11 protein-coding genes are annotated in these 19,106 nt (G+C 67.8%); 1 reads left to right on the top strand and 10 read right to left on the bottom strand.

What is annotated here, in order from left to right:
- Window positions 1-311: 311 nt before the first annotated feature.
- Entirely contained in the window at window positions 312-767 is a 456-nt protein-coding gene (locus VGC77_RS18245) for an Lrp/AsnC family transcriptional regulator (RefSeq protein ID WP_331172982.1), read from the bottom strand.
- A 133-nt stretch (window positions 768-900) separates the two neighbouring features.
- Here VGC77_RS18245 and VGC77_RS18240 point away from each other — a divergent pair, with 133 nt between their 5' ends.
- Complete coding sequence (locus tag VGC77_RS18240; protein ID WP_331172981.1) at window positions 901-2,538, top strand: thiamine pyrophosphate-binding protein; 1,638 nt, start codon at window positions 901-903, stop codon at window positions 2,536-2,538.
- A 6-nt stretch (window positions 2,539-2,544) separates the two neighbouring features.
- Here the strand turns inward: VGC77_RS18240 and VGC77_RS18235 are convergent, their stop codons facing one another.
- The 9 genes from VGC77_RS18235 to VGC77_RS18195 form a co-directional block, all read right to left on the bottom strand.
- The gene (locus tag VGC77_RS18235) at window positions 2,545-3,465 is read right to left on the bottom strand and encodes a PepSY domain-containing protein (RefSeq protein ID WP_331172980.1); all 921 of its coding nucleotides are present in this window, start codon (window positions 3,463-3,465) and stop codon (window positions 2,545-2,547) included.
- Window positions 3,466-3,566: 101 nt separating this feature from the next.
- Window positions 3,567-7,025 (bottom strand): ATP-binding protein, encoded by a 3,459-nt coding sequence (locus VGC77_RS18230; RefSeq protein WP_331172979.1) that lies wholly within the window; start codon window positions 7,023-7,025, stop codon window positions 3,567-3,569.
- The gene (locus VGC77_RS18225) at window positions 7,022-8,248 is read right to left on the bottom strand and encodes a metallophosphoesterase family protein (RefSeq protein WP_331172978.1); all 1,227 of its coding nucleotides are present in this window, start codon (window positions 8,246-8,248) and stop codon (window positions 7,022-7,024) included. Before VGC77_RS18225 ends, VGC77_RS18230 begins: the two co-directional genes overlap by 4 nt.
- 136 nt (window positions 8,249-8,384) lie before the next feature.
- Window positions 8,385-9,644: a S8 family serine peptidase gene (locus tag VGC77_RS18220; RefSeq protein WP_331172977.1), complete on the bottom strand. Its 1,260-nt coding sequence runs from the start codon at window positions 9,642-9,644 to the stop codon at window positions 8,385-8,387.
- A gap of 35 nt (window positions 9,645-9,679) precedes the next feature.
- Window positions 9,680-12,301, bottom strand: coding sequence for a hypothetical protein (locus VGC77_RS18215; RefSeq protein ID WP_331172976.1), 2,622 nt, complete (start codon window positions 12,299-12,301; stop codon window positions 9,680-9,682).
- A complete protein-coding gene (locus VGC77_RS18210) occupies window positions 12,298-14,052 on the bottom strand; it encodes a serine protease (RefSeq protein WP_331172975.1) in 1,755 nt (584 codons plus the stop codon). The genes VGC77_RS18215 and VGC77_RS18210 overlap by 4 nt, the downstream gene beginning before the upstream one ends.
- Before the next feature lie 5 nt (window positions 14,053-14,057).
- Entirely contained in the window at window positions 14,058-16,871 is a 2,814-nt protein-coding gene (locus tag VGC77_RS18205; protein ID WP_331172974.1) for a phospholipase D-like domain-containing protein, read from the bottom strand.
- Window positions 16,872-17,225: 354 nt separating this feature from the next.
- Window positions 17,226-18,014, bottom strand: a complete 789-nt coding sequence (locus VGC77_RS18200; protein ID WP_331172973.1) for an ABC transporter ATP-binding protein — start codon at window positions 18,012-18,014, stop codon at window positions 17,226-17,228.
- Window positions 18,014-19,093, bottom strand: a complete 1,080-nt coding sequence (locus VGC77_RS18195; protein WP_331172983.1) for an iron ABC transporter permease — start codon at window positions 19,091-19,093, stop codon at window positions 18,014-18,016. Before VGC77_RS18195 ends, VGC77_RS18200 begins: the two co-directional genes overlap by 1 nt.
- Window positions 19,094-19,106: the final 13 nt, after the last annotated feature.

Below are 19,106 nucleotides of genomic sequence, written 5' to 3'. Positions count from 1 at the left end.
CCAGCATGCGACACCCCCGTCAAAATCGAAGTGTCGCAAGACAGATCACACGAATTCCCGATTCTGGAATCCCCCCAGCAACACCCGAGTCAATCCGTCGCACCCAAGATGTGTGCATGCCTTAGTGCACACGCAGGGACCCATACGGCGCGGAGCCGCGTTTTGACTTGTGGCTGCGGTCGTTTCTTCATCTTGGAATCCAGGGGTGATGGGTCCCTGCGTGCGCAGGGACGACGCGGGGAGAGGTCCTGCACGTTCGCTACTCGCTGCGACCAAGCACAGCCGCCTCGGTCATTCGTCTTCGAACTCTCTCACCCGATCTTGATCGCCGTGGTCTCTTTGATGCGCTTCACCGGGATGATGCTGCGGGTGTTGGCGACGCCCTCGATGCGCGCCAGCACCTGGGTGAGAAAGCGGTGAAACTCGTCGAGATCAGCCACCGCGATCTTCAACAGATAATCGAACTCGCCGGTGACGAAGGCGCAATCGATCACCTCCGGCCGCGTCAGCACCACGGACTCGAACCGGCTCGAATAGGTCTCGACCTGCTTCTCCAACCGCACCTCGACGAAGGCGATGAAGCCGGTGCCGACCGCAGGGCCATCGACCAGCGCGACGTAGCGCATGATCACGCCGGCGGCCTCCAGCGCCTTGACCCGGCGCAGACAGGGCGACGGCGACAGCCCGACCCGGGCCGCCAGATCCTGATTCTGGATCGCGGCATCATCCTGCAGAATGCGCAGTATCTTGCGGTCGAGTTCGTCCATGCGCAATCCAGTGCCGTGATGTGATGTTTTGAGCATAGCGGATGCCAAAGCGCCGCGCGAGCGGGTCGCACTTCGCCGCCCGCTGGCGCGCCGTCGCGGCTATCGTCGTGCCAGCGTCACGCGAGGACATGCCATGACACGACGGGCCAGCGACATCCTGCTCGATATTCTGCGCGACGAGGGCATCAGCCACGTGTTCGGCAATCCCGGCTCCACCGAGATGCCGCTGATGGACGCGCTGGTCGATGCGCCGGACATTCAGTACGTGCTCGGGCTGCAGGAGGCCACCGCGGTCGGCATGGCCGACGGCTGGGCGCTGACCTCGGGCAAGACCGGCTTCGTCAACCTGCATGCGATGGGCGGGCTCGGCAACGCGATGGGCGTGCTGGTCGCCTCGAAATCCAGCGAGACGCCGCTGGTGGTCACCGCCGGCCAGCAGGACACCAGGCATCTGGCGACCGAACCCTGGCTGTCCGGCGACCTTGTGGCGCTCGCGGCCCCGGTGACCAAATGGGCCAAGGAGGTGCGTCGCGGCGAGGACCTCGGCGCCGCGTTGCGCCGCGCCTTTGCGATCGCCCGCACCCCGCCCTGCGGCCCGGTGTTCCTGTCGCTGCCGATGGACGTGCTCGATCAGCCGGTCGAGGGCGTGACGCCGCCGGCCTCGGCGTCGCCGCGGCTTGGCCCCTCGCCGGATTCCGACAGCTTTGCCGAGATGCTGTCGCGCCACGCGCCGGAGAAGGTGCTGGTGCTGCTCGGCGACGACCTGCCTACCACCGCCGCGCCGGGGCTGGTGGAGTTCGCCGAGGCCGGCGGTTACGCGGTGGCCGGCCTGCAACTGACCTCGCGTTCGGCGTTTCCCTCGGCGCATCCGTGCTGGGCCGGGGTGCTGAAGCCGGACTTCGCGGCGATCCGCGAACGGCTGCACAGCGTCGAGGCGCTGGTGCTGGTCGGCGGCCGCGCCTTCGTCGCCTATCCCTATCGCGACGTCCGCCCGATCCCGGAGGGCGTGAAGATCTTGCACCTCGCCGACAATCCGGAGGCGTTCGGCCGCGAACACCCGGCCGACCTCGCACTGCTCGGCGACATCGGCGCGACGCTGCAGACCGCCGCCGCAACGCTCGGGCAGTTGCTCGACCGCGCCGGCGTCGCAGCGCGACTGGCGGAGCGCGCCGCCGCCAAACAGGCGCATATCGCAAAAATTCGCGCCGAGATTCTCGGCACCGCGCACGAGACGCCGCTGTCGCCCGACGCCGCGGTGCTCACCGTGTCCGACGCGCTGCCGGACAACACGCTGCTCGCCAATGATTCCGCGGCGACCTTCGGCCAGGTGCAGGACTTGCTGATGACACGGCCGGGGCGCTATTTCTTCGCCCGCGGCGGCGTGCTCGGCTGCAACATGCCGGCCTCGGTCGGCGCCGCCTTGCTGCATGACGGGCCGGTGGCGTCGTTGGTCGGCGATGGCGGCGCGATGTATTCGCCGCAGGCGCTGTGGAGTGCGGCGCGCTATCGCACCAAGGTGCTGTTCATCGTGTTCAACAACCGCCGCTACGGCGTGTTGCAGAACATTGCCAAGCAGCTCGGCTGCAAGAACGCGGTGGCCGGGCGCTTCGTCGGCATGGATGTCGACGATCCGCCGATCGACTTCATGGCGTTGTCCAAATCCATGGGGGTGCCGGCGGTCAAGGCCGACACCCCGGATGCGATCCGTGCCGCGATCGCCGCGGCGCTTTCGCGCGACGGGCCGACGCTGATCGAGATCGCGGTGAAGTAGGCGGCGCTACGCGGCGGGCCCCACGGCGGCGCCGCCGGAGACAACGCCGCGCCGGGTGCGCGGCCGCAGCTTGCGCCGCGCCCACATCACGAGGCCGGAGCCGAGCAGACCCGCCAGCAGCACCGAGGTGATGAGGTTGAGCGAGCCGGACAAGAGCGTCCACCAATTGCCTTCGTGCAGCAGCCGCGGCCAGTTGCGCGGCAGCGGCGCGACGCCGTCGGCCGTAAACGTGTAGGCGCGCAGTTCGCCATCCTCGTAGATCCGCGCCATCATCCGTCCGCCGCGATTGCGGATCGACGTCAGCCCGGACAGATCGTGCGATTGCGCAATCGCGCGCACCGCGTCGGTCAGCGGCAGCGGCTTGGCCGCGGCCGGCGGCGGCGCGCCCTGGAAGGTGACGCCGGACAGCATCAACAACGCGGTGATCGGGCTCAGCAGCAGCAGCGGAATGCCGAACCAGGCCATCCCCTTGTGCCAACCGGACAGGCTGTTGCGCAGCCGCGGCAGGCCCATTAGCAGGCCGATGCTCATGATCGCCACCATGGCGATGGTGGAAGCGATCACCAGCCATTCCTGGTCGAACAGATGCTCATGGGTGCGCCGCGACCACAGCAACACATCGCCGACCACGTCGCTGCCGGTCGCCGCCTCGCCACTGACCAGATCGATCGCCGGCGCCCCGCTGCCCTGCAACTGCAGGCGCTGGCCGACCGCGCTGATCGACAGGCCGCGCGCCTTGCCGTTTGGATCGTAGCGCTGGATCAGCGCGGCGATGCGATCCGCGTTAACCAGGTCGGGGGCCAGCGCACGGTCCTGCACGATCGGCTCGACCGACAGCATCAGGCCGGTAACGATGATCGCGATCAGCGGTAGCGCGAACACCAGGCTGGTCCAGCGATGTAGTTTCAAAAGAGTTGTGTTGTTCATGGCAGTCTCCGTGGTCCGGACCGCGCTGCAAAACACCGCTCGCGCAAGGTCGGCGTGACCTTTTACCCGACGCTAGCTGACGGAACGCTGACCGGCGAAGCTCACAATTCGATCAGCTCGATCGGATGATCGTTGAGCGATTTGGCCAGTTCGGCGACGTGGCGGTGATGCGTGAACAGAATGATCTGGCGTTGCTGGCCGGCTTCGGCGAGCAGCCGCAGCGTCGCCAGCGTGCGCGGCTCGTCGAAGCTGGTCAATAGATCGTCGCCGATGAACGGCATCGGCTCCGCGGTGCGGCGTTCCAGCAGCGCCAGCCGCAGCGCCAGAAACAACTGATCGCGGCTGCCTTCGCTGAGGCCGGCGATCGCGACCTGCGCGCCGTCACAGCGCCGGGCCACCAACACCGGCTGGTCGTCGTCGCCATAGTCGATGCCGAGCCCGGCGAACGCGCCGCCGGTCGCGGTGGCGAACAGCGAACTCGCGCGCGCGATCAGGGGATCCTGCACCATCGCGCGGTGCCGTTCGATGGCGCGGGCGGCCAGCCGCGCCGCCGCGGCGCGCAGCAACCAGCGCTCGGCGATCGACAGCAATTCGGCATTGGCCTCGGCGCGTTCGGCGGCCTGCGCGGCGGCATCCCGGCCCTTGGTCAGCGCCGCGCAATCGGCCTGCGCCTGATGCAGCGATGCCGACGCCGCGGCGATGTCGCCCAGCAATTGGCTGTGCCGCAACGTCTCGCGGTCGATGTCGCCGGGCAGCCGGTCGAGGTCGAGGCCGTCGCGCTCCTGGCGCAGCGAAGCGTCGTCGCGGCCGTCGGCGATGTCGTAGAGGTCGCGGCGCAGCGCATCCTGATCGGCCGCCAGACGCTGACGCGCCAGCGCGCGCTCCAGCGGCAAAGCCAGCCCGGCGATGTCGGCGACACCGAAGGCGCGGCGGGCGTCGTCCAACACAGCTTCAGTCGCGCCACGCCGGGCCAACAGCGCGTTGCGGCTGGCGGCGCGCGCGATCGCCGCCTGCTGCAGCCGCCGACAGGTCTCGGCGTCGCGCCGGGTGGCGTCGAGCTTGTCCACCAACCGCGCCAGCGATTGTTGTGTATTATCCGAGCGCAGCGCCGGCGCGGTGCGCGCCACGACGTCGAACACGTCGGCATCGAACGCAGCAAGGTCGGCCTCGATCGCGGTGACGCGATGGCCTTCGAGCTGATAGGCGGCCTTCGGCACCGCCACAGATTGCCACACCGCCAAAGCCGCGGCGGCCTGCACCGGGGTTACGCTGCAATCTTGTCCGATGCCGGCCATCGCCGCGGGCCAGGCCGCGCGATGGCGGGCGAGCGCGGTCTGCGCGGCCTCGCGCGCGGCCTTGGCTTCGGTGAGATCGCGCTCGATCCGGCTCTTGGCCACCGCGCGCGCCTTGGCGTCGGCCCAGGCGCCCTGCAGCGCATCGAACCGCGCCTTGGCCTCGCGATACAACAGCTCCGCCGCCAGCGCGCGATCGGCGACGCGCCCGGTAGAGTCGAGAAAGCCCAGCACCGCAAGCTTGCCCTGCTCCAGCGCCGCCGCCAGCGCCGCGAGTGCGGCCTTCTGCGCGTCGCATTTGTCTAGCCGCTTGGCGATGTCGTCGAACCGCTCGCGCCAGCGCAGCATCTCCGCTGGGCTGCGCGGCGCCAATCCTGACGCCGCCCACGCGCCGCGCCAGCCGGTCTCCAATTCGGCGCGCCGCGCCTGCAGGCCGGCAAGCTTGTCGTGCTGCCGCGTGCGTTCGTCGCGAGACGCCGCCAGCCGCTGCTGCGCATCCTCGTGGCGGGTGGCGCGCTCGGTATCGCTCAGCAACCGATCGGTGACGCGGTCGATGCTCTGCGAGGCCTGCTCGGCGGCGTCGAGCTGGCGCTCGACCACACGGGGGTCGACGGCGAGCGCGGCACGCAAGGCGCTGAAATGGCTGTCGCGGTCGTCGCGGGCACGGACCAGATCGGCGCGGGTCGGCACCACGCCGGCGTGCGACAGCCGCGTCAACTCGACCTCGGTCTTGGCGATCGCAGCGTCGGTCGCGGCCAGCGCTTCGCTCAGCCGTTTCACCTCGGCGTCGGCGGCCTCGGCGGCGCGGGCGAAGGTGGCGATGGTGGCCGGGTCCGGCGCGGGCACCGCGCGCAGTTGCTCGAGCGCGCCCGGCGAGGGATCGAGCGCCGCGGCCGCGGCCGCCAGCGCGTCGCTCTCGATCTGCAAATTCGCGCGGTCGCGGCGCAGCCGGTCGGCCTGCGCCGGAATTTCGCCGAGCGCACCGAAGCGCTGCCGGAGCTGATCGATATCGACCACGGCGCTCGCGTCGTCCTGCTCGGTGGCAAAGCCGTCGCGCTCCTGCTGCGCTCGCGTATAACGCGCCGCGGCCTCGGCGATCGCCTGCTCGGCGCGCGCGGTCTGCGCGATCAGCTCGCGCGCCTGCGCCAGCGCCGGATCGCTCGGTAGTTGCGCCAAAACGTCCTGATGCGACGCCAGCCCAAGCCGCTGCGCGGCTTCATCAAGTTGGGCCTCAGCCATCTCGCGGGCTTGCCTGCGCTTCGGCAGATCTTCCAGCGCCTTGCGCACCGCGCCGAGCCGTTCGCGCAACGCGTCGATGGTCGCGGCCTCCGCCAGCAGCGTCTGGTCGACCGCCATCGCCGCGATCTCGGCGGCATCGGCGGCGGCATCGGCCTCCAACGCGCCGAGCTCGCGCTCCAGCGCGGCGTGGCTGTCCAGCGCGGCGCGCCATTGCGCCAGCGCGGGGGCCGCGACCGCCGGCAGATCGGCGAGCGCCGCGAGCTCCGCGGCGATGCCGTCGAGCCGCGCCAAATGCGAGCGCACCCGTAGCGTGCGCTGCCACAGCGCCAGCGTGCCGCCGATCTCGGCATGCGCGGCGTTCAGCGCTTCGAGCTTCTGCCGCGCCTCGCGCACCATCGCCTCGGCCTGCGTCACCGCTTCGCGGGTGACGATGGCGTCGCGCAGCGCGCGGTCGGCAGCGTCGCGCCGCTCGGCCGCCAGATAGAACGGTTTGGAGCCGGACTTGCGCGGCATGAACAGCTCGTCGGCCTCGCTCTGCAAGCGAAGCCGCGTCTGCGACAGCGAGGCCATGCCGGCCGAACTCGCCGCCAAGGTCTCCGCCAGCCGGCCGCCGGCGGTGAGCAAGTCGTGGCCGCCCTCGCGCAGCGCCTGCGCGGTCAGCCCGAACTCACGGCTGAACATTTCGCGCGATACACCGGCGAGCAAAGGCGCCAACAGATCATCGGCGAGCGGCTGGTCGTTGGCGTCGACCAGCGTGTTCTTGTTGCCCTTGCGCCGCCGCGCCGCGATCAGCCGGCCGTCGGAATGGCGGAAGCTGCCGCCGATCCGCAACGCTTTGCTCTCGTGCAGGAAGTCATAGCCGGTGCGGCCGCCGAAGCCGAACAGCAGATCGCCGATCGCCGCCAGCGCCGAGGTCTTGCCGGCCTCGTTGGCGCCGAGCACGACGTGCAGCACTGCTGCGGCATCAAAGCTGAGCGTGCGATCGGTGAAGCGGCCGTAGCGCTCGAACGCCAGTTGCTCGATCCTCACGACGCGTCTCCGGCGAGCAGCGCGCGCGCATCATCGGCCAAACGCTGCAACGCCTCCGAGCGATCGAGTTCGTCGTGCAGGTCCTTCGGCAATTTCGCCTTGATGGTGTCGGTGAGTTCCGCGAGCAGCGCGGCGAACTCCGCATCGGAGGCGGCGTCGCGCAACAACTGATCGACGTCGAGCGCGTCGGCACCGGCCTGCGCCGCGAGCGAGCGCGGCGGCGCGCTGGTTTTCACCTTGAGCTGTTCGACCCAACAATCGGCGGCGAGCTGAAAGCCGATGGCGCGAAGATCGTCCTGCAGCGTCTCGCGCCGCGCTATCAGCTGATTGTGCAAGGAGGTGGCGCCGGTCAGCGTAAGCCGCGCCGCCAGCGGCCGGCCCTCGCTCTGCGCCTGTGCGGCGGCCAGCGCGGCGCGGCTTCGCGCCAGCATCTCGTCCTCGCCGCTGAGGCCGGCGACGTCGACGCTCACATGCGCCCAGCGCGCGCCGTCCAGCGCCAGCGGCGTCACCTCGACGATGCGGCCGTCCTCGACGGTGACGCGCATGGCGCCCTTGGCGCCGGTCTCGCGCACGCTGCGGCCTTGCAGATTGCCGGGATAGACGATCCAGGGATCGTCACAGACCACGGCTGCGGCATGGACGTGGCCGAGCGCCCAGTAATCATAGCCGAACCGCTTGAGGTCCTCGACGCTGCATGGCGCGTAGCCGTCGTGGCTGCGGGTGCCATCGAGCGAGGTATGCAGCACGCCGATATTGAGCCAGCCGTCGCGGCGCGGCGGATAGCTCTCGACGAAGTCGGCGGTCAGCCGGTGCGGAAAGCTGCGGCCATGCAAGGCGACGCGCTGCGGCTCCAGCGCCACGGTCTCGGCCTTGCCGGCGCTGAACACCCTGACGCTGCCGGGATAGGGCAGATCGCGCGACATCACGCTGGCGGCGTCGTGATTGCCCTTGACCAGGAACACCGGGATGCCGGCGCGATCGAGCGCGCCGAGCGCGCGAGCGAAGAACAGCCCGGTCGAGACGTCCTTCCAGTCGCCGTCGAAAATATCGCCGGCGATGATCAGGAACGAAGCCTTGCTGGCGATGGTCTGTTCGATCAGCGCCTCGACCGCGCGCCGGCCGGCCTGCGCGAAGCGCGCGGCCACCGCCTTGTCCTTCAGGCTTAGTCCGGCGAGCGGGCTGTCGATGTGCAGATCAGCGGCGTGAATGAAGCTAAAACGCATGACGATCCGGATCGGCGCGGCGGATACGCCGTCGCGCGGGGGCGCAAATTCGCATCACGCGTGTGCTGCACGATTGCCCCCTTATAAGTACAATCATTCGTTGCGATCAAGGGGCATCGGGGCAGCGATCGAAGGCTCATCCCGCCGGCGCGATGGCCAGCCCCCTGCCCTGATCGGCCAGTCGCAATTTGGTATTGACCGCGAGCGCCCGCAAGCTCGCCTTGACGTCGTCAGCGGAGGTTTCGCCGACGCTGACGAGCTGGTTGTCCCACCACAGCGCCGCCAGACCCGCCACATGCGGGCACGCCATGCTGGTTCCGCTCATCGCCACCAGCCCGCCGCCGACCTTGGCGCCGACGATATCGACGCCCGGCGCGGACAGCATCGGGTTGACGTTGGAGAACGGCGCGACGGCGTAGCCGTTCGCGGTTCGGCCGAGCGCGGCCACCGAAACCACGCCTTCGGTCGCCGCCGGCATGCTGACGTCGATCAGCTGATCCGGGCCGCCGGCGCCGCGCTTGCTGTCATTGCCGGCCGCGGCGATCAACAGCCGCTGGTCGAAGTTGAGAAAATCCACCAGCTTGTCGAAGTAGCGGATGTTGTCGCGGTAGGCCTGCAACGCCTTGGACACCGCCGCCCGCTCCGGCCAGGACGCCGCCTTGAGCCGCTCGACGATCGCCGGGAAATCGAACCCGAGCGACATCGACAGAATCCGCGCGCCCTTGCCGACCGCCCATTGCAGCGCCGCGGCGACCGCCTCGTTGGAGCCGCGACCCTCGTCGTCGAGCACCTTGGCGATGATCGCGGTGGTCACCCCCGGCGCCACGCCGATGCGGACGCCGTCGACATCCTGGCCGAACACGGTGCTGGCGCAATGCGTGCCGTGACCCTTGACGTCGCTGACATCGGGATTCGGCGCGCCCTCCGGCCCCGGATCGATGAAGTTCTGGGTGTGCCAGGTCTTGATGCCGCGGAACGCGGGGTGGGTTCGATCGATCCCGGTGTCTAGTATCGCCACCGGGATATCGCGCTCCGGCGGCCGATCCGGACTGATGGCATATTTCGCCTGCACCGCGCCGATGCCCCACGACGCGCCGGCGGCCGTGGCCGCCTGTAGCGCCGCCGCCGCAGCATCGACATCGGCGGTGGCAGCCGGCGCCACCAGCGCCATCGGAATCAACGGCGCGGCTTCCTGCTTCGGATCGCGCAGCACGGCGTCGCGCTGCCGGTCGGACAGCGTGGTGGCTTCCAGCGTCAGCCGCGGCGGCGCGGCGCGCATCTCTTCGACCACCTCGGGCCGCAGCGCATTCATGCTTTGCAGCCGGCTCACCCCGGCCGGCATCCGGCCGTCGATACGCAGCACCAGATAGCGATCGGGGTCGTAGGGAATGCTCATCACGCGCTCCATGCTAGCGGCAGGGCGGCCTCGGCTTACTTGTTGGTCGCGGTGGCCGGCTGTTTGGACGGCAGCACCGGCGAAAGATCGACCCAGACCTCGAGCGAGCCCGGCACCAGCGGCTTGCTGCCGACAAAGCTCAAGAGCGGCCGCAGGCTCACCGGCCGACCGCCATTGATCTCCCGCACCTTGGCGGCAACGGCTTCGGCCAGATCGGTATCTTCCTTGAAAAAGAAGCGGATCTCGGACAGGCCGGCTGCGCCTGCAATCTTCTCCGGCGCGTAGGTGACCTGGAAGTCGGAAGCGGTCAGATTCTTGCGAAGCTGGTTGGCGAGGTCGTCGGAGCCGGCATACTGGATGTTGACCTTGGCGCAGCTTTTCCGCGGCGCCGACACCTTGGCCCAATATTGCAGCCCGGTCTCGCGCTGATAGGCTTTGGTCTGCTGCACCGTCACCGCGGTACCCTCCGGCACGAAGCCGAACGGCACCGCCATGGCATATTCCGGAAGCTCGGTCGGAAAATCGGCCCGCAGGTAGATGCTGGCGTTGGTCACCGCAGGTCCCGGCCGCAGCTTGTCCGGAGAGTCGGGGGACTTCAGCTTCCAGTTGGTTTTCGAGCCGACCCACATGTAGCCGAAACAATCCCCGGTCTTCGGATCGAATTGCGGCTGCGGCAATGCCGGCTGACTGTCGGCCAGAATATTCCCAGCAGCCGAGAGCCGTTGCGGCGTCGGTTGCGGCATCACGGTCTGCGCCGCCGAGTCCGAGATCGTCGAGGCCAGGCTGGCCTTGAAGTCGACGGACTTGCCTTCGGCCGCGGTCCTCTGCAGTTCCTCCAGCCGGTCGGTCAGTTTCTGCACCTCGGCGCGCAGCCCCTCCTCGATCTTTCGATCCTCTTGCTGCTTCTGGTAGTATTGCGCCAAGCCGAACGCGGCGATGATCACGAAAGCCGAAACGATCGCGCCGATGCGGACGCCGCGATCATAGCGCTGCTTTTTTTGCAACTCCACTTCGTGATCGGCCCGGGCCTTGAAGCTGGCCTCCAGCAACTGCCGCACGTCCATCGAATCGCTGCGATAGTCCTTGAACGGCTCGAGCGCGTCGCCGGTGATCAGATAGCCCTCGTCGCGGCCGCTATCGAGCCACAGCCGCGCGGTGGAGATCAGCTTGGATTCCGTCTCGCGGCCGTGCCGGGCGTCCGCAAGCCAGCTCGCCAGCGTCGGCCAATAGCCGATCAGCGTCTCGTGCGCGACTTCGAACCGATCCTCGCCGTCGATGTCCGCCGAAGACAGCCGCCGCAACAGCCGCGCCCGTTCGAAGGCGTCGAGGATTTCGCCGACGGCGGCGGCATCCTCGCCGAGCGCCAGCGTGTCGCGGCCGACCCGGTTGCGGACAAAGTCCTTGTCGCCGGCCGGCACCACCAGCTTGAGGAAGATCCGCCGCGCCAGATCCTTCTTCGGATCGGAGAACTGCTGCAGCACCGTTTCGGCGGTGCTGGTCAGCGCTTCGCGCGGCGAGCCGACCTCGCGATAGACCGCCTGGGTGATCTCGTCGCGGTCCTTGTAGTCCCACAATTTGTTCAGCGTGAATTGCAGCAGCGGCAACGCGTCTGGATTTCCCGCCACCGAGCGCACCAGATCGTCGACCACGCCGACGCCGAACCGCAGCCCGACCTGCTCGGCCGGCCCCTCGATCATGCTGCGCAACTCGTAGATCGACGGCGGCGGCGGACTGAACAGGCTGGCCGGCGAATGCGCCGCATCGCCGATCCCGGCGATCTTCTCGAACTGCAGCCGCTGGCTCTCGCGCAGGCAGACCAACAGCTTGTGGCTGCCGGCGAGCGACGCTAACGCCCGGCCGATGACGTCGAGCGACGGCTGCACATCCGCCCTGGCCAGCGCCTCGCCGAACTGATCGATGATCAGGATCGCCTGCGGATCGAACGCGGTCAGCGCATCGTTCAATTTGCCCGGCGTCTTGACGATGGCGCGCTCCTCGGAACGGATCGCGGCCAGATCGGCGCCCGGCCTGATCGCGCGAAGGATCGCGGCCAGCGGCTCGCGGCCCGGCGAGGCGACCACCACGACCTTGTGGCCCTTGTCCTCCAGCCGCGGCAGCAGGCCGGCATTGATCAGCGAGGATTTGCCGCTGCCGGACGGCCCCAGCAGCAGCACCACCGGGCGCGGCCCCTCGATCCGGTTCAGCAATTCCTCGGCGGCGTCCTCGCGGCCGAAATAATCGTCGGCGTCGCCGCGGGTGAACGGATCGAGCCCCTTATAGGGCGATCGGTCGCGGCTGAGACTGCGGTTGGTGCGCGGATCGAAATCCGCCAGCACCGCCACCGTCGGCGCCGCCGGGTCCGCCGACGAAAGCGCTTCCGACGCCGCCCCCGATGAATATTCCCGCGACAGGATCAACGAGGTGGTCCAGTACTCGATCGCGGCCTGCGCCGCCTTGCGCTCCGAGGGCCGCTGCAGGATTTTGCCGGTGACCACCGCCTTGCCGATGAATTCGACCACCTTGTCGAGATGCCCGCCGCTGCCATTGCCATCGGTCGAATCGACCTTGTCTTCCAGCAGTTCGAGATTGGCCTGCTGCAACTCAACGAAGGATGCAAAGGCGCGGCCCTGCGAAATGGCCGACAGCAGCGTCGTCATAGACTCGCCTCCACCAAAGCCGCGAGCGGGTTGCCGAGTAGAATGATCTGCTCGCTGCCGGACAGCAGCGATTTGTCGACCTGGCTGAAGCGATTGGTCATGTCGCTGCGGAACAGGTCGAAATGTTCGAGCACCAGATCCCATTTGCTGGCGGCGATGTCGGCGGCAACGACACCGCCGTGCCGCAGCATCTCGCCGGCCCAATCATCGGCCGCACTCGCCTGGCACAGCGCCGAGGCCTTCGGCCAGGCCTTTTCCCAGGTCGCCTCGAACCAGCGCTGCTGCAACTGCTCGGTGACCTGCATTTCCTGCAGCATGGAGAGATCGTTATCGAGATCCTGCCAGGAATTGTGGTCGGCGACGTTGCTGCGCAGCGCTTCCCAATGCGCCCGCAGCCGGTCCGGGCCGGTACTGACCACGGTGCGCAACACGGCGTCTTGCAGGTCCATCGAGCGGATCACGGTCTCGAACAGATCGAGCAACTGATCGACCGGCAGGTCGCGCAGGATCAGCCGGACCTTGCCGTTGAGTTCGGAGGGCTGAAACCGCAGGTGTTTCTGGATCAGCTTGGCAGCGCCCATCTTGTCGATGATGCGGTCGGCCTCGATCAGGCTGGTCAGCGCGCCGGTGAATTCGTCGATCCAGTCCATCTCGTGCAGGCCGCGCGCCCGGCCGGCTTCCTTCAGTTCGTTGGCCTCGGTCGAATAGTTGCGCCAGGATTGCCGCATGATTAGCGCGGTCATCCGGATGCCGTCGCGGGATTTCTTCTGATCGGGCTCGTTCAGCGCCGACATCAGTATCGGGAAATTTCCCTGAATGGTCTGCAGCACGTCATGGATGGCCTTGTGCCGTCGCAGATCGGCGGTGCGCTCGGTGATGGTCTTGATCGTTGCGCCGCTGTCGCGGATCGCCGTCTTGGCGTCCGGATATTGTCCGAGCAGCTGGAACAGCCCGCTCCATGGCGCCTGCTGCCTTGCATCGGCGAGCACGTCGTATTTCGGAATCGCGGTGGTCTGGGTCTTGACGATGCGCTGCCGGATCAGTCTGATCGGGACGCCCTGCGAGGCGACGATCGCGTTCCAGTTCGGATCGCCGAGGTGATGCAGCGCGAACAGCTTGTATTCTTCGGTCAGGCAGGGCGAGCCGGATGAGCCCGGGCCGGTCATGTATTCATAGCGCATCCTGGTGTGCAGCGCGTTGTCGCCGATAAATTCGCGGGCCTTGTAGACCTGCGGCGCGCCGAGCGGGTGCTGGATCACGATCACCCGGGCGCCGCGCGGCAACACCGCGACGCCGTCGGTCGGCGGCGGCAGGGATTCCCACGGCGTGTCCCACAGGTCGATCCAACCGCGACGCTGCAACACCCGGCCCGGCGGCTGCATCTGGCCGACCGGCTGCGCCAGTTGCAGCAAGGCGTAGTCGAGCTGGTCCTCGGTCGGCATCGGGTCGTTGATGTGATCGGTGATCTCGGCCTGGCCGTAGCCGCTCCAGTCGAGGCAGCGCAGCACCGGGATCGGCGTGCCGAGCTTCACCGAATTGTCGGCGCTTTTCTGATAGTCGAACACACAATTGGCCGGCTGCACCAATTGGCCCACGGCATCGATGATCCGCTCCACCACGTGAAAATTGGTCAGTACGGTGTCCGGCCCGACCAGAAACCCGGTGCCGAGCGGCGCGCCGCCGGTCTGGATGCTGCAGACGCTGCTGAGAACCCGGCCAAATCGCTCCGAGACCTCGTTCGGCGTAGGCATGCTGCTCAGCCCTCCGTGGGCAGATCCTGCAGGCTGACCCGTTGGAACAGCGGCACCACGGCGAATTCGCCGCCCGGCGTCGCCACGGATTCCGCCTTGACGAATTGCTTGGGCCGGATCGCGGTGGCGCGCGCCCAATCGATCTCGAAAGCCTGCGCGTAATAGCCGGCGAGTTCCTGGTCGTCGAAGATCAGCGAGGCGTCGCGGTTGAGCGTCACCCCCGGCTTGCTCCAGTTGTGACTGCCGAGCAAAATCCGCTGGCCGTCGACGATCATGCCCTTGGTGTGGCTGTCGTCGATCCGTCGCAGCCGCTCCGCGATGTCGACGCCCTTCGACTTGAAGTACCAGGCGGCGTGGGTGGGGTCGGAGTATTTCGCGCCGCCGGTGCGCAGGATCACCCGCGCGTCGTCGAGCGTCTTCAGCTTCTGGGTCAGCGCCTTGATCAGCTCGTCGATGTAGCCGCGATCCTGCCGCGGGTTCGACGGCATGCCGATATAGGGGATCTGGAACAGCAAGCTGTTGCGCGCCGACTTGATCAGATCGAGCACCGCCTCGCTATACACCGCGCCCTCGCGGTCCGGCGTCAGCAGCGGCTTGACCTTGACCTTGCGGGTGATCTCGAGCGGCTCCACGACCCGGCCGGGCGGCCGGCGCTCCAGCTCGACGCCCTCCTCCAGCGGAACCTCGACCTCCTTCACCATCTTGCTTTTCGGCACCACGCCGCCGCCGAGATCGGTCGAACGTTTGAAATCCTGCTGGATATGACTGCGGAAGCGCCCCGACAGCGTGGCGTTGTGGATGACGACGTGCCATTCGCGGTTGCCGGGCAGATCGGTATCGGCGGCGTCGTCGCGCTGCTGCTGGGTAATGATCGGCTGGCTCGACTCCGCCTTCCAGTTCCCCGACGACAGCCAGAACACGTCGTCGTCGCGCACCGTGACCTTGATGTGATAGGCGTCCGAGATCAGCCCAGAGGTGCCTTCCGGCGCCACGATGCGCTCGAAGCCGGCGAATTTCTCCCACGCCTTGAAGGTCGGAATACGATCGAACTCGCCGTCCGGATCCTTCACCTTGGAAAAGCTGGCATTGTCCAGCACCAGTTGCAGCGCCACGTTGTTGTCCAGCCGCTCCTGCAGCGCGTCCTTGATGTGCGCGGCGTGAAACTCATACATCGCCGATACCAGCGTGCGGGGCGCCGCGGCCAGGAACGCCTTGAGTTCGTCCCAGGAATATTCCGGCCCGACATGGGCGCGGATCGTCATAGGCTCGTTGACCTCGGCAAAGGAGAACTGCTCGCCGCTGCGGGCGTCGTCGTCATAGGCGATCGAGTCGACGGATTCCACGGCCGGGCCGGCCTCGATCTGCTCGGCGACGCTGGCCGGAAAATAGCGCACCGGAAAGCCTTGAAACTGCGACGGCACGGCGGCGGCGACCGCGGCCAGCCGTGACGGCAACACCGATGCGGCGATGCAGGGCGCGTCGCCGATCGCCTCGCCGTCATCGAGGAAACCGACCCGCGCCGCCAACACGCCATCCGGGCGTGCGTTCCAGAATTGCGCGACCGCGGTCTCGATGTCGGGCGCGGCGCCCGAAGGCGGCGCGCTTGAACCCGACGCTGGCGCGCCCCCGCCGGACGACGTCTGCGGTTGGCCCAGCGAAACCCGGATGATCAGCGGAATGCTGATTTCGACGCCGCCGGTCGCGCTCACGACCTGCGGCGCAGCCGAGGGCTGCTGCGGCGGCGCTGGCCCTTGCGCGACGCTTTGGCTGCCCGGCCGCGGCAGTGGCGCGCCACGGTTCAGTTCCAGCACCGGCGGCTCACGCCAGCGCTCGCGCTTGATGTAGTCGCTCAGCACCGAGGCCGGCACCGCGTAATTGGCCTGCTTGTACAGCCCGGCGAAATGCAGCCCGGCGGCGCGCCCGGTCTTCGGATCGATCACCGCCGCCCCGGAATTGCCGCCCAGCGTGCTGCAGTCATGCTCCGCCGCATTGTTGCGTTCGACGGCCATGATCAGCCCAGGCGCGGCGCGCTTGACGTCGTAACGGTCTCGAAACAGCTGCTTCATCCATGCCTGATCGGGAATCATGCGCTTGGGCGCCTTGGCCGGATATCCGATGGTGACCACCGGGGCATTGACGGCCAGATTACTGTCGCAGATCGCGATGAAGGCCGGCCGTGCACCGTCGACTGTTCGGGCCACCTGGATGAACGCAATATCGTTCGGGCCGCTGGTCTTTTCGATATAGAGCACCTGCTTGACGTCAAACACCCGCCCCTGGTTCGCCGCCAGATCGTCGAATTCGTGCACGGTATTGAGCGAGGCCGAGATCGGCTTGCCGGCGACGCCGCGCGAAAATACGAAACGCCGGCCGTCCTGCTGCGCGATCAGTTGCGCGACATGCCGGTTGGTGACCACGATGTCGGCGGCGACGAACCATGCGGTGCCGACGAAATCCAGATTGCCGGGAAAGTCGACAACGTCGATGCGGCCGACCAGCGGCATGATCGGTTCGACGGCGGTGCGCGAGGCGTTCAAATCCGTCACCAGATCCCTGGCCTCGTCGCCGTCCAGGCTCACCTCGACGGTATCGATCCAGTCATTCCTGACGAACAGCACCGGGCGTTGCTCGCGGACGATGGTTTCGTTAACCACGTCGACCGGCGATGCGGCGATGCCACCCACCGCCTCGGCCTGCACGCGAGGCGCCAGCGCTTCGGCCTCGATTGCCTTCTGGTAGCGCTCGCGCTGCGCGGGCCTGCGCGCCAGGAAGCGCTCGACGAATTTCCGGTTATAGTCGCGCTGCTCGTCGTTTTCCATGACGGTCTCGACAATTCTGCGATCCAGATTCCTGACCGGAGAGCCGGGCCTCGGGCGACGCCCCGGCGCGAAACGTTGCAACGGCTACAGCGTGCCAAAACTGGTTTCGTGCGGTCGACGGTTCGAGAAACCATCGTCCGTCCATCAAAAAACATTGATATCAAAACTACTTAGCAGGCCTCAAAATTCCGGCCAAACCCGCCACGCTAATAACAACCGTGAGTTTAATTTGAGCACCGCTTGTCGCCAGACGCAAGCGTTTTGAATTGCCGCCGCCCGACCGATGAGCGACCACCTGTCGCCGCTTCGGAACCAGCCAGGCTGGCGTCCTACATCCGCGCCGTTCACGGCGAGCTAATCGATCAGGATGTCCGCGCTAATATGAAGCGCGCCCTGCGCCGTGGTCTCGACGGTCGCGGCGACGCCGTAGACATCGCGCAGCATCTGCACGCTGACCGTGACGGCGGCAGCGCCGGCGCCATACAACGCGCCGCCGCGCAGCACCACGATCTGATCGGCCCAGCGCGCCGCGGCCTGCAAATCATGCAGCACCGCGATCACGATGGCGCCGGCGCGGGCGGCCTCGCGCACGATTTGCATGACTTGCAACTGATGTCGCAGATCGAGCGCGCTGGTCGGCTCATCCAGCAACAACAGTTTCGGCGAGCGCACCAAAGCCTGCGCCAGGCTGGCGAGCTGGCGCTGCCCGCCGGACAATTGATCGAACGGCCGCATCGCCAATTCGACGATACCGAGCCGCTGCAGCGTCGCCAACGCGGCGTCGCGAAATCCATCGGGGCTCGGATCGGCCGATTGCGCCGGCGACGCCCGCAACGCGCTGATCACCGATTCCAGCACGCTCAACGCCAGCCGCTGCGGCACGAATTGCGGCATGAACGCCATCAGCCGCGAGCGCGCCACCGCGTCCATCGCCAGCACGTCGTCGGCGCCGAGACGCGCCATCCCCGTGGCCGGCACCAGTCCCGCGAGCGCGCGCAGCAGCGTGGTCTTGCCGGCGCCGTTGGGGCCGACCAGCGCGGTGATCTGCCCCGCCGCGATCGGCGGCAGCGACAGGTCGGCGATGATCCGGCGCCCGCCATAGCCGGCGCAAAGATTGCCGATCCGCAGATCTGGCGCGGCCATCATAGCGAGCCTCGCCGGCTGAAGATCAGCGAAAAGAACACCGGCAGCCCGATCAACGCGGTGACGATGCCGATCGGCACCAGCACGCCGGGGATGATGCTCTTGCTCGCCACCGAGGCCAGCGACATGATGATGGCGCCGGTCAGCGCGCTCGCCGGCAGGAAGAAGCGATGGTCCTCGCCGATCAGCATCCGCGCGATATGCGGCCCGGCCAGCCCGACAAAGCCGATGGTGCCGACGAACGCCATCGCGGTGGCGGTCATCAGGCTGATCCGTAGCAGCGACATGAAGCGCAAGCGGCCGATATTGATGCCGAGGCTGCGGGCGCGATCCTCGCCGAGCCGCAGCGCCATCATCGGCCAGGCGGCGCGCTGCGAGAACGGCAGCGTCACCACTAGCACCACGGCGAGCAGCCGCAGCTTGTCCCAGGAGGCCCGCGACAGGCTGCCCATGATCCAGAACACCAATTGCTGCAACGCCTGCTGGCTGGCGAGAAACTGCGTCAGCGCCACCAGCGCGTTGAAGGTGAAGAACAGCGCGATGCCGCACAGCACCAGGATGTCGGTGCCGGGTCCGCGCATCCGCACCACCGATTGCAGCACCAGCACCGAGACGAAGGCGAAGGCAAAGGCATTGGCCGAGATGATCCAGTTCTGCGGCACCCCGGGAATGCCGATCCCCAGCACGATCGCCAGCGCCGCGCCGAACGACGCCGCCGACGACACCCCGAGCGTGAACGGGCTGGCCAACGGATTGCCGAGGATGGTCTGCATCTCGGCGCCGGCGGTGGCGAGCCCGAGCCCGACCAGCACCGCGAGCAGCGCCTGCGGCAACCGCACCTCCCACAGGATCGCGGCGTGTGCGCCCGACAACGACCCCGGCTGCCAAACGCCGCGGATCACGCCGGACAGGCCGAGGCTGGAGGGGCCGGTGCCGAGATCGATCGCGAAGGCGGCGACGCTGATCAGCGCCAACAGCAGCAGAACCGCGATACGGCGGCGGATGACGCGCTGATAGGCCCGCGCCATAGCCTTGCTGGCCTCGCTGGGTGCCGGCACGGCGCTGAGCGGCGACGTCATCGTCACCGGCGCA

The sequence above is a fragment of the Rhodopseudomonas sp. genome, assembly GCF_036404135.1.
In the GTDB taxonomy this organism is placed as follows: domain Bacteria; phylum Pseudomonadota; class Alphaproteobacteria; order Rhizobiales; family Xanthobacteraceae; genus Rhodopseudomonas_A.
This window is presented reverse-complemented; position numbering and strand designations above follow the sequence as displayed.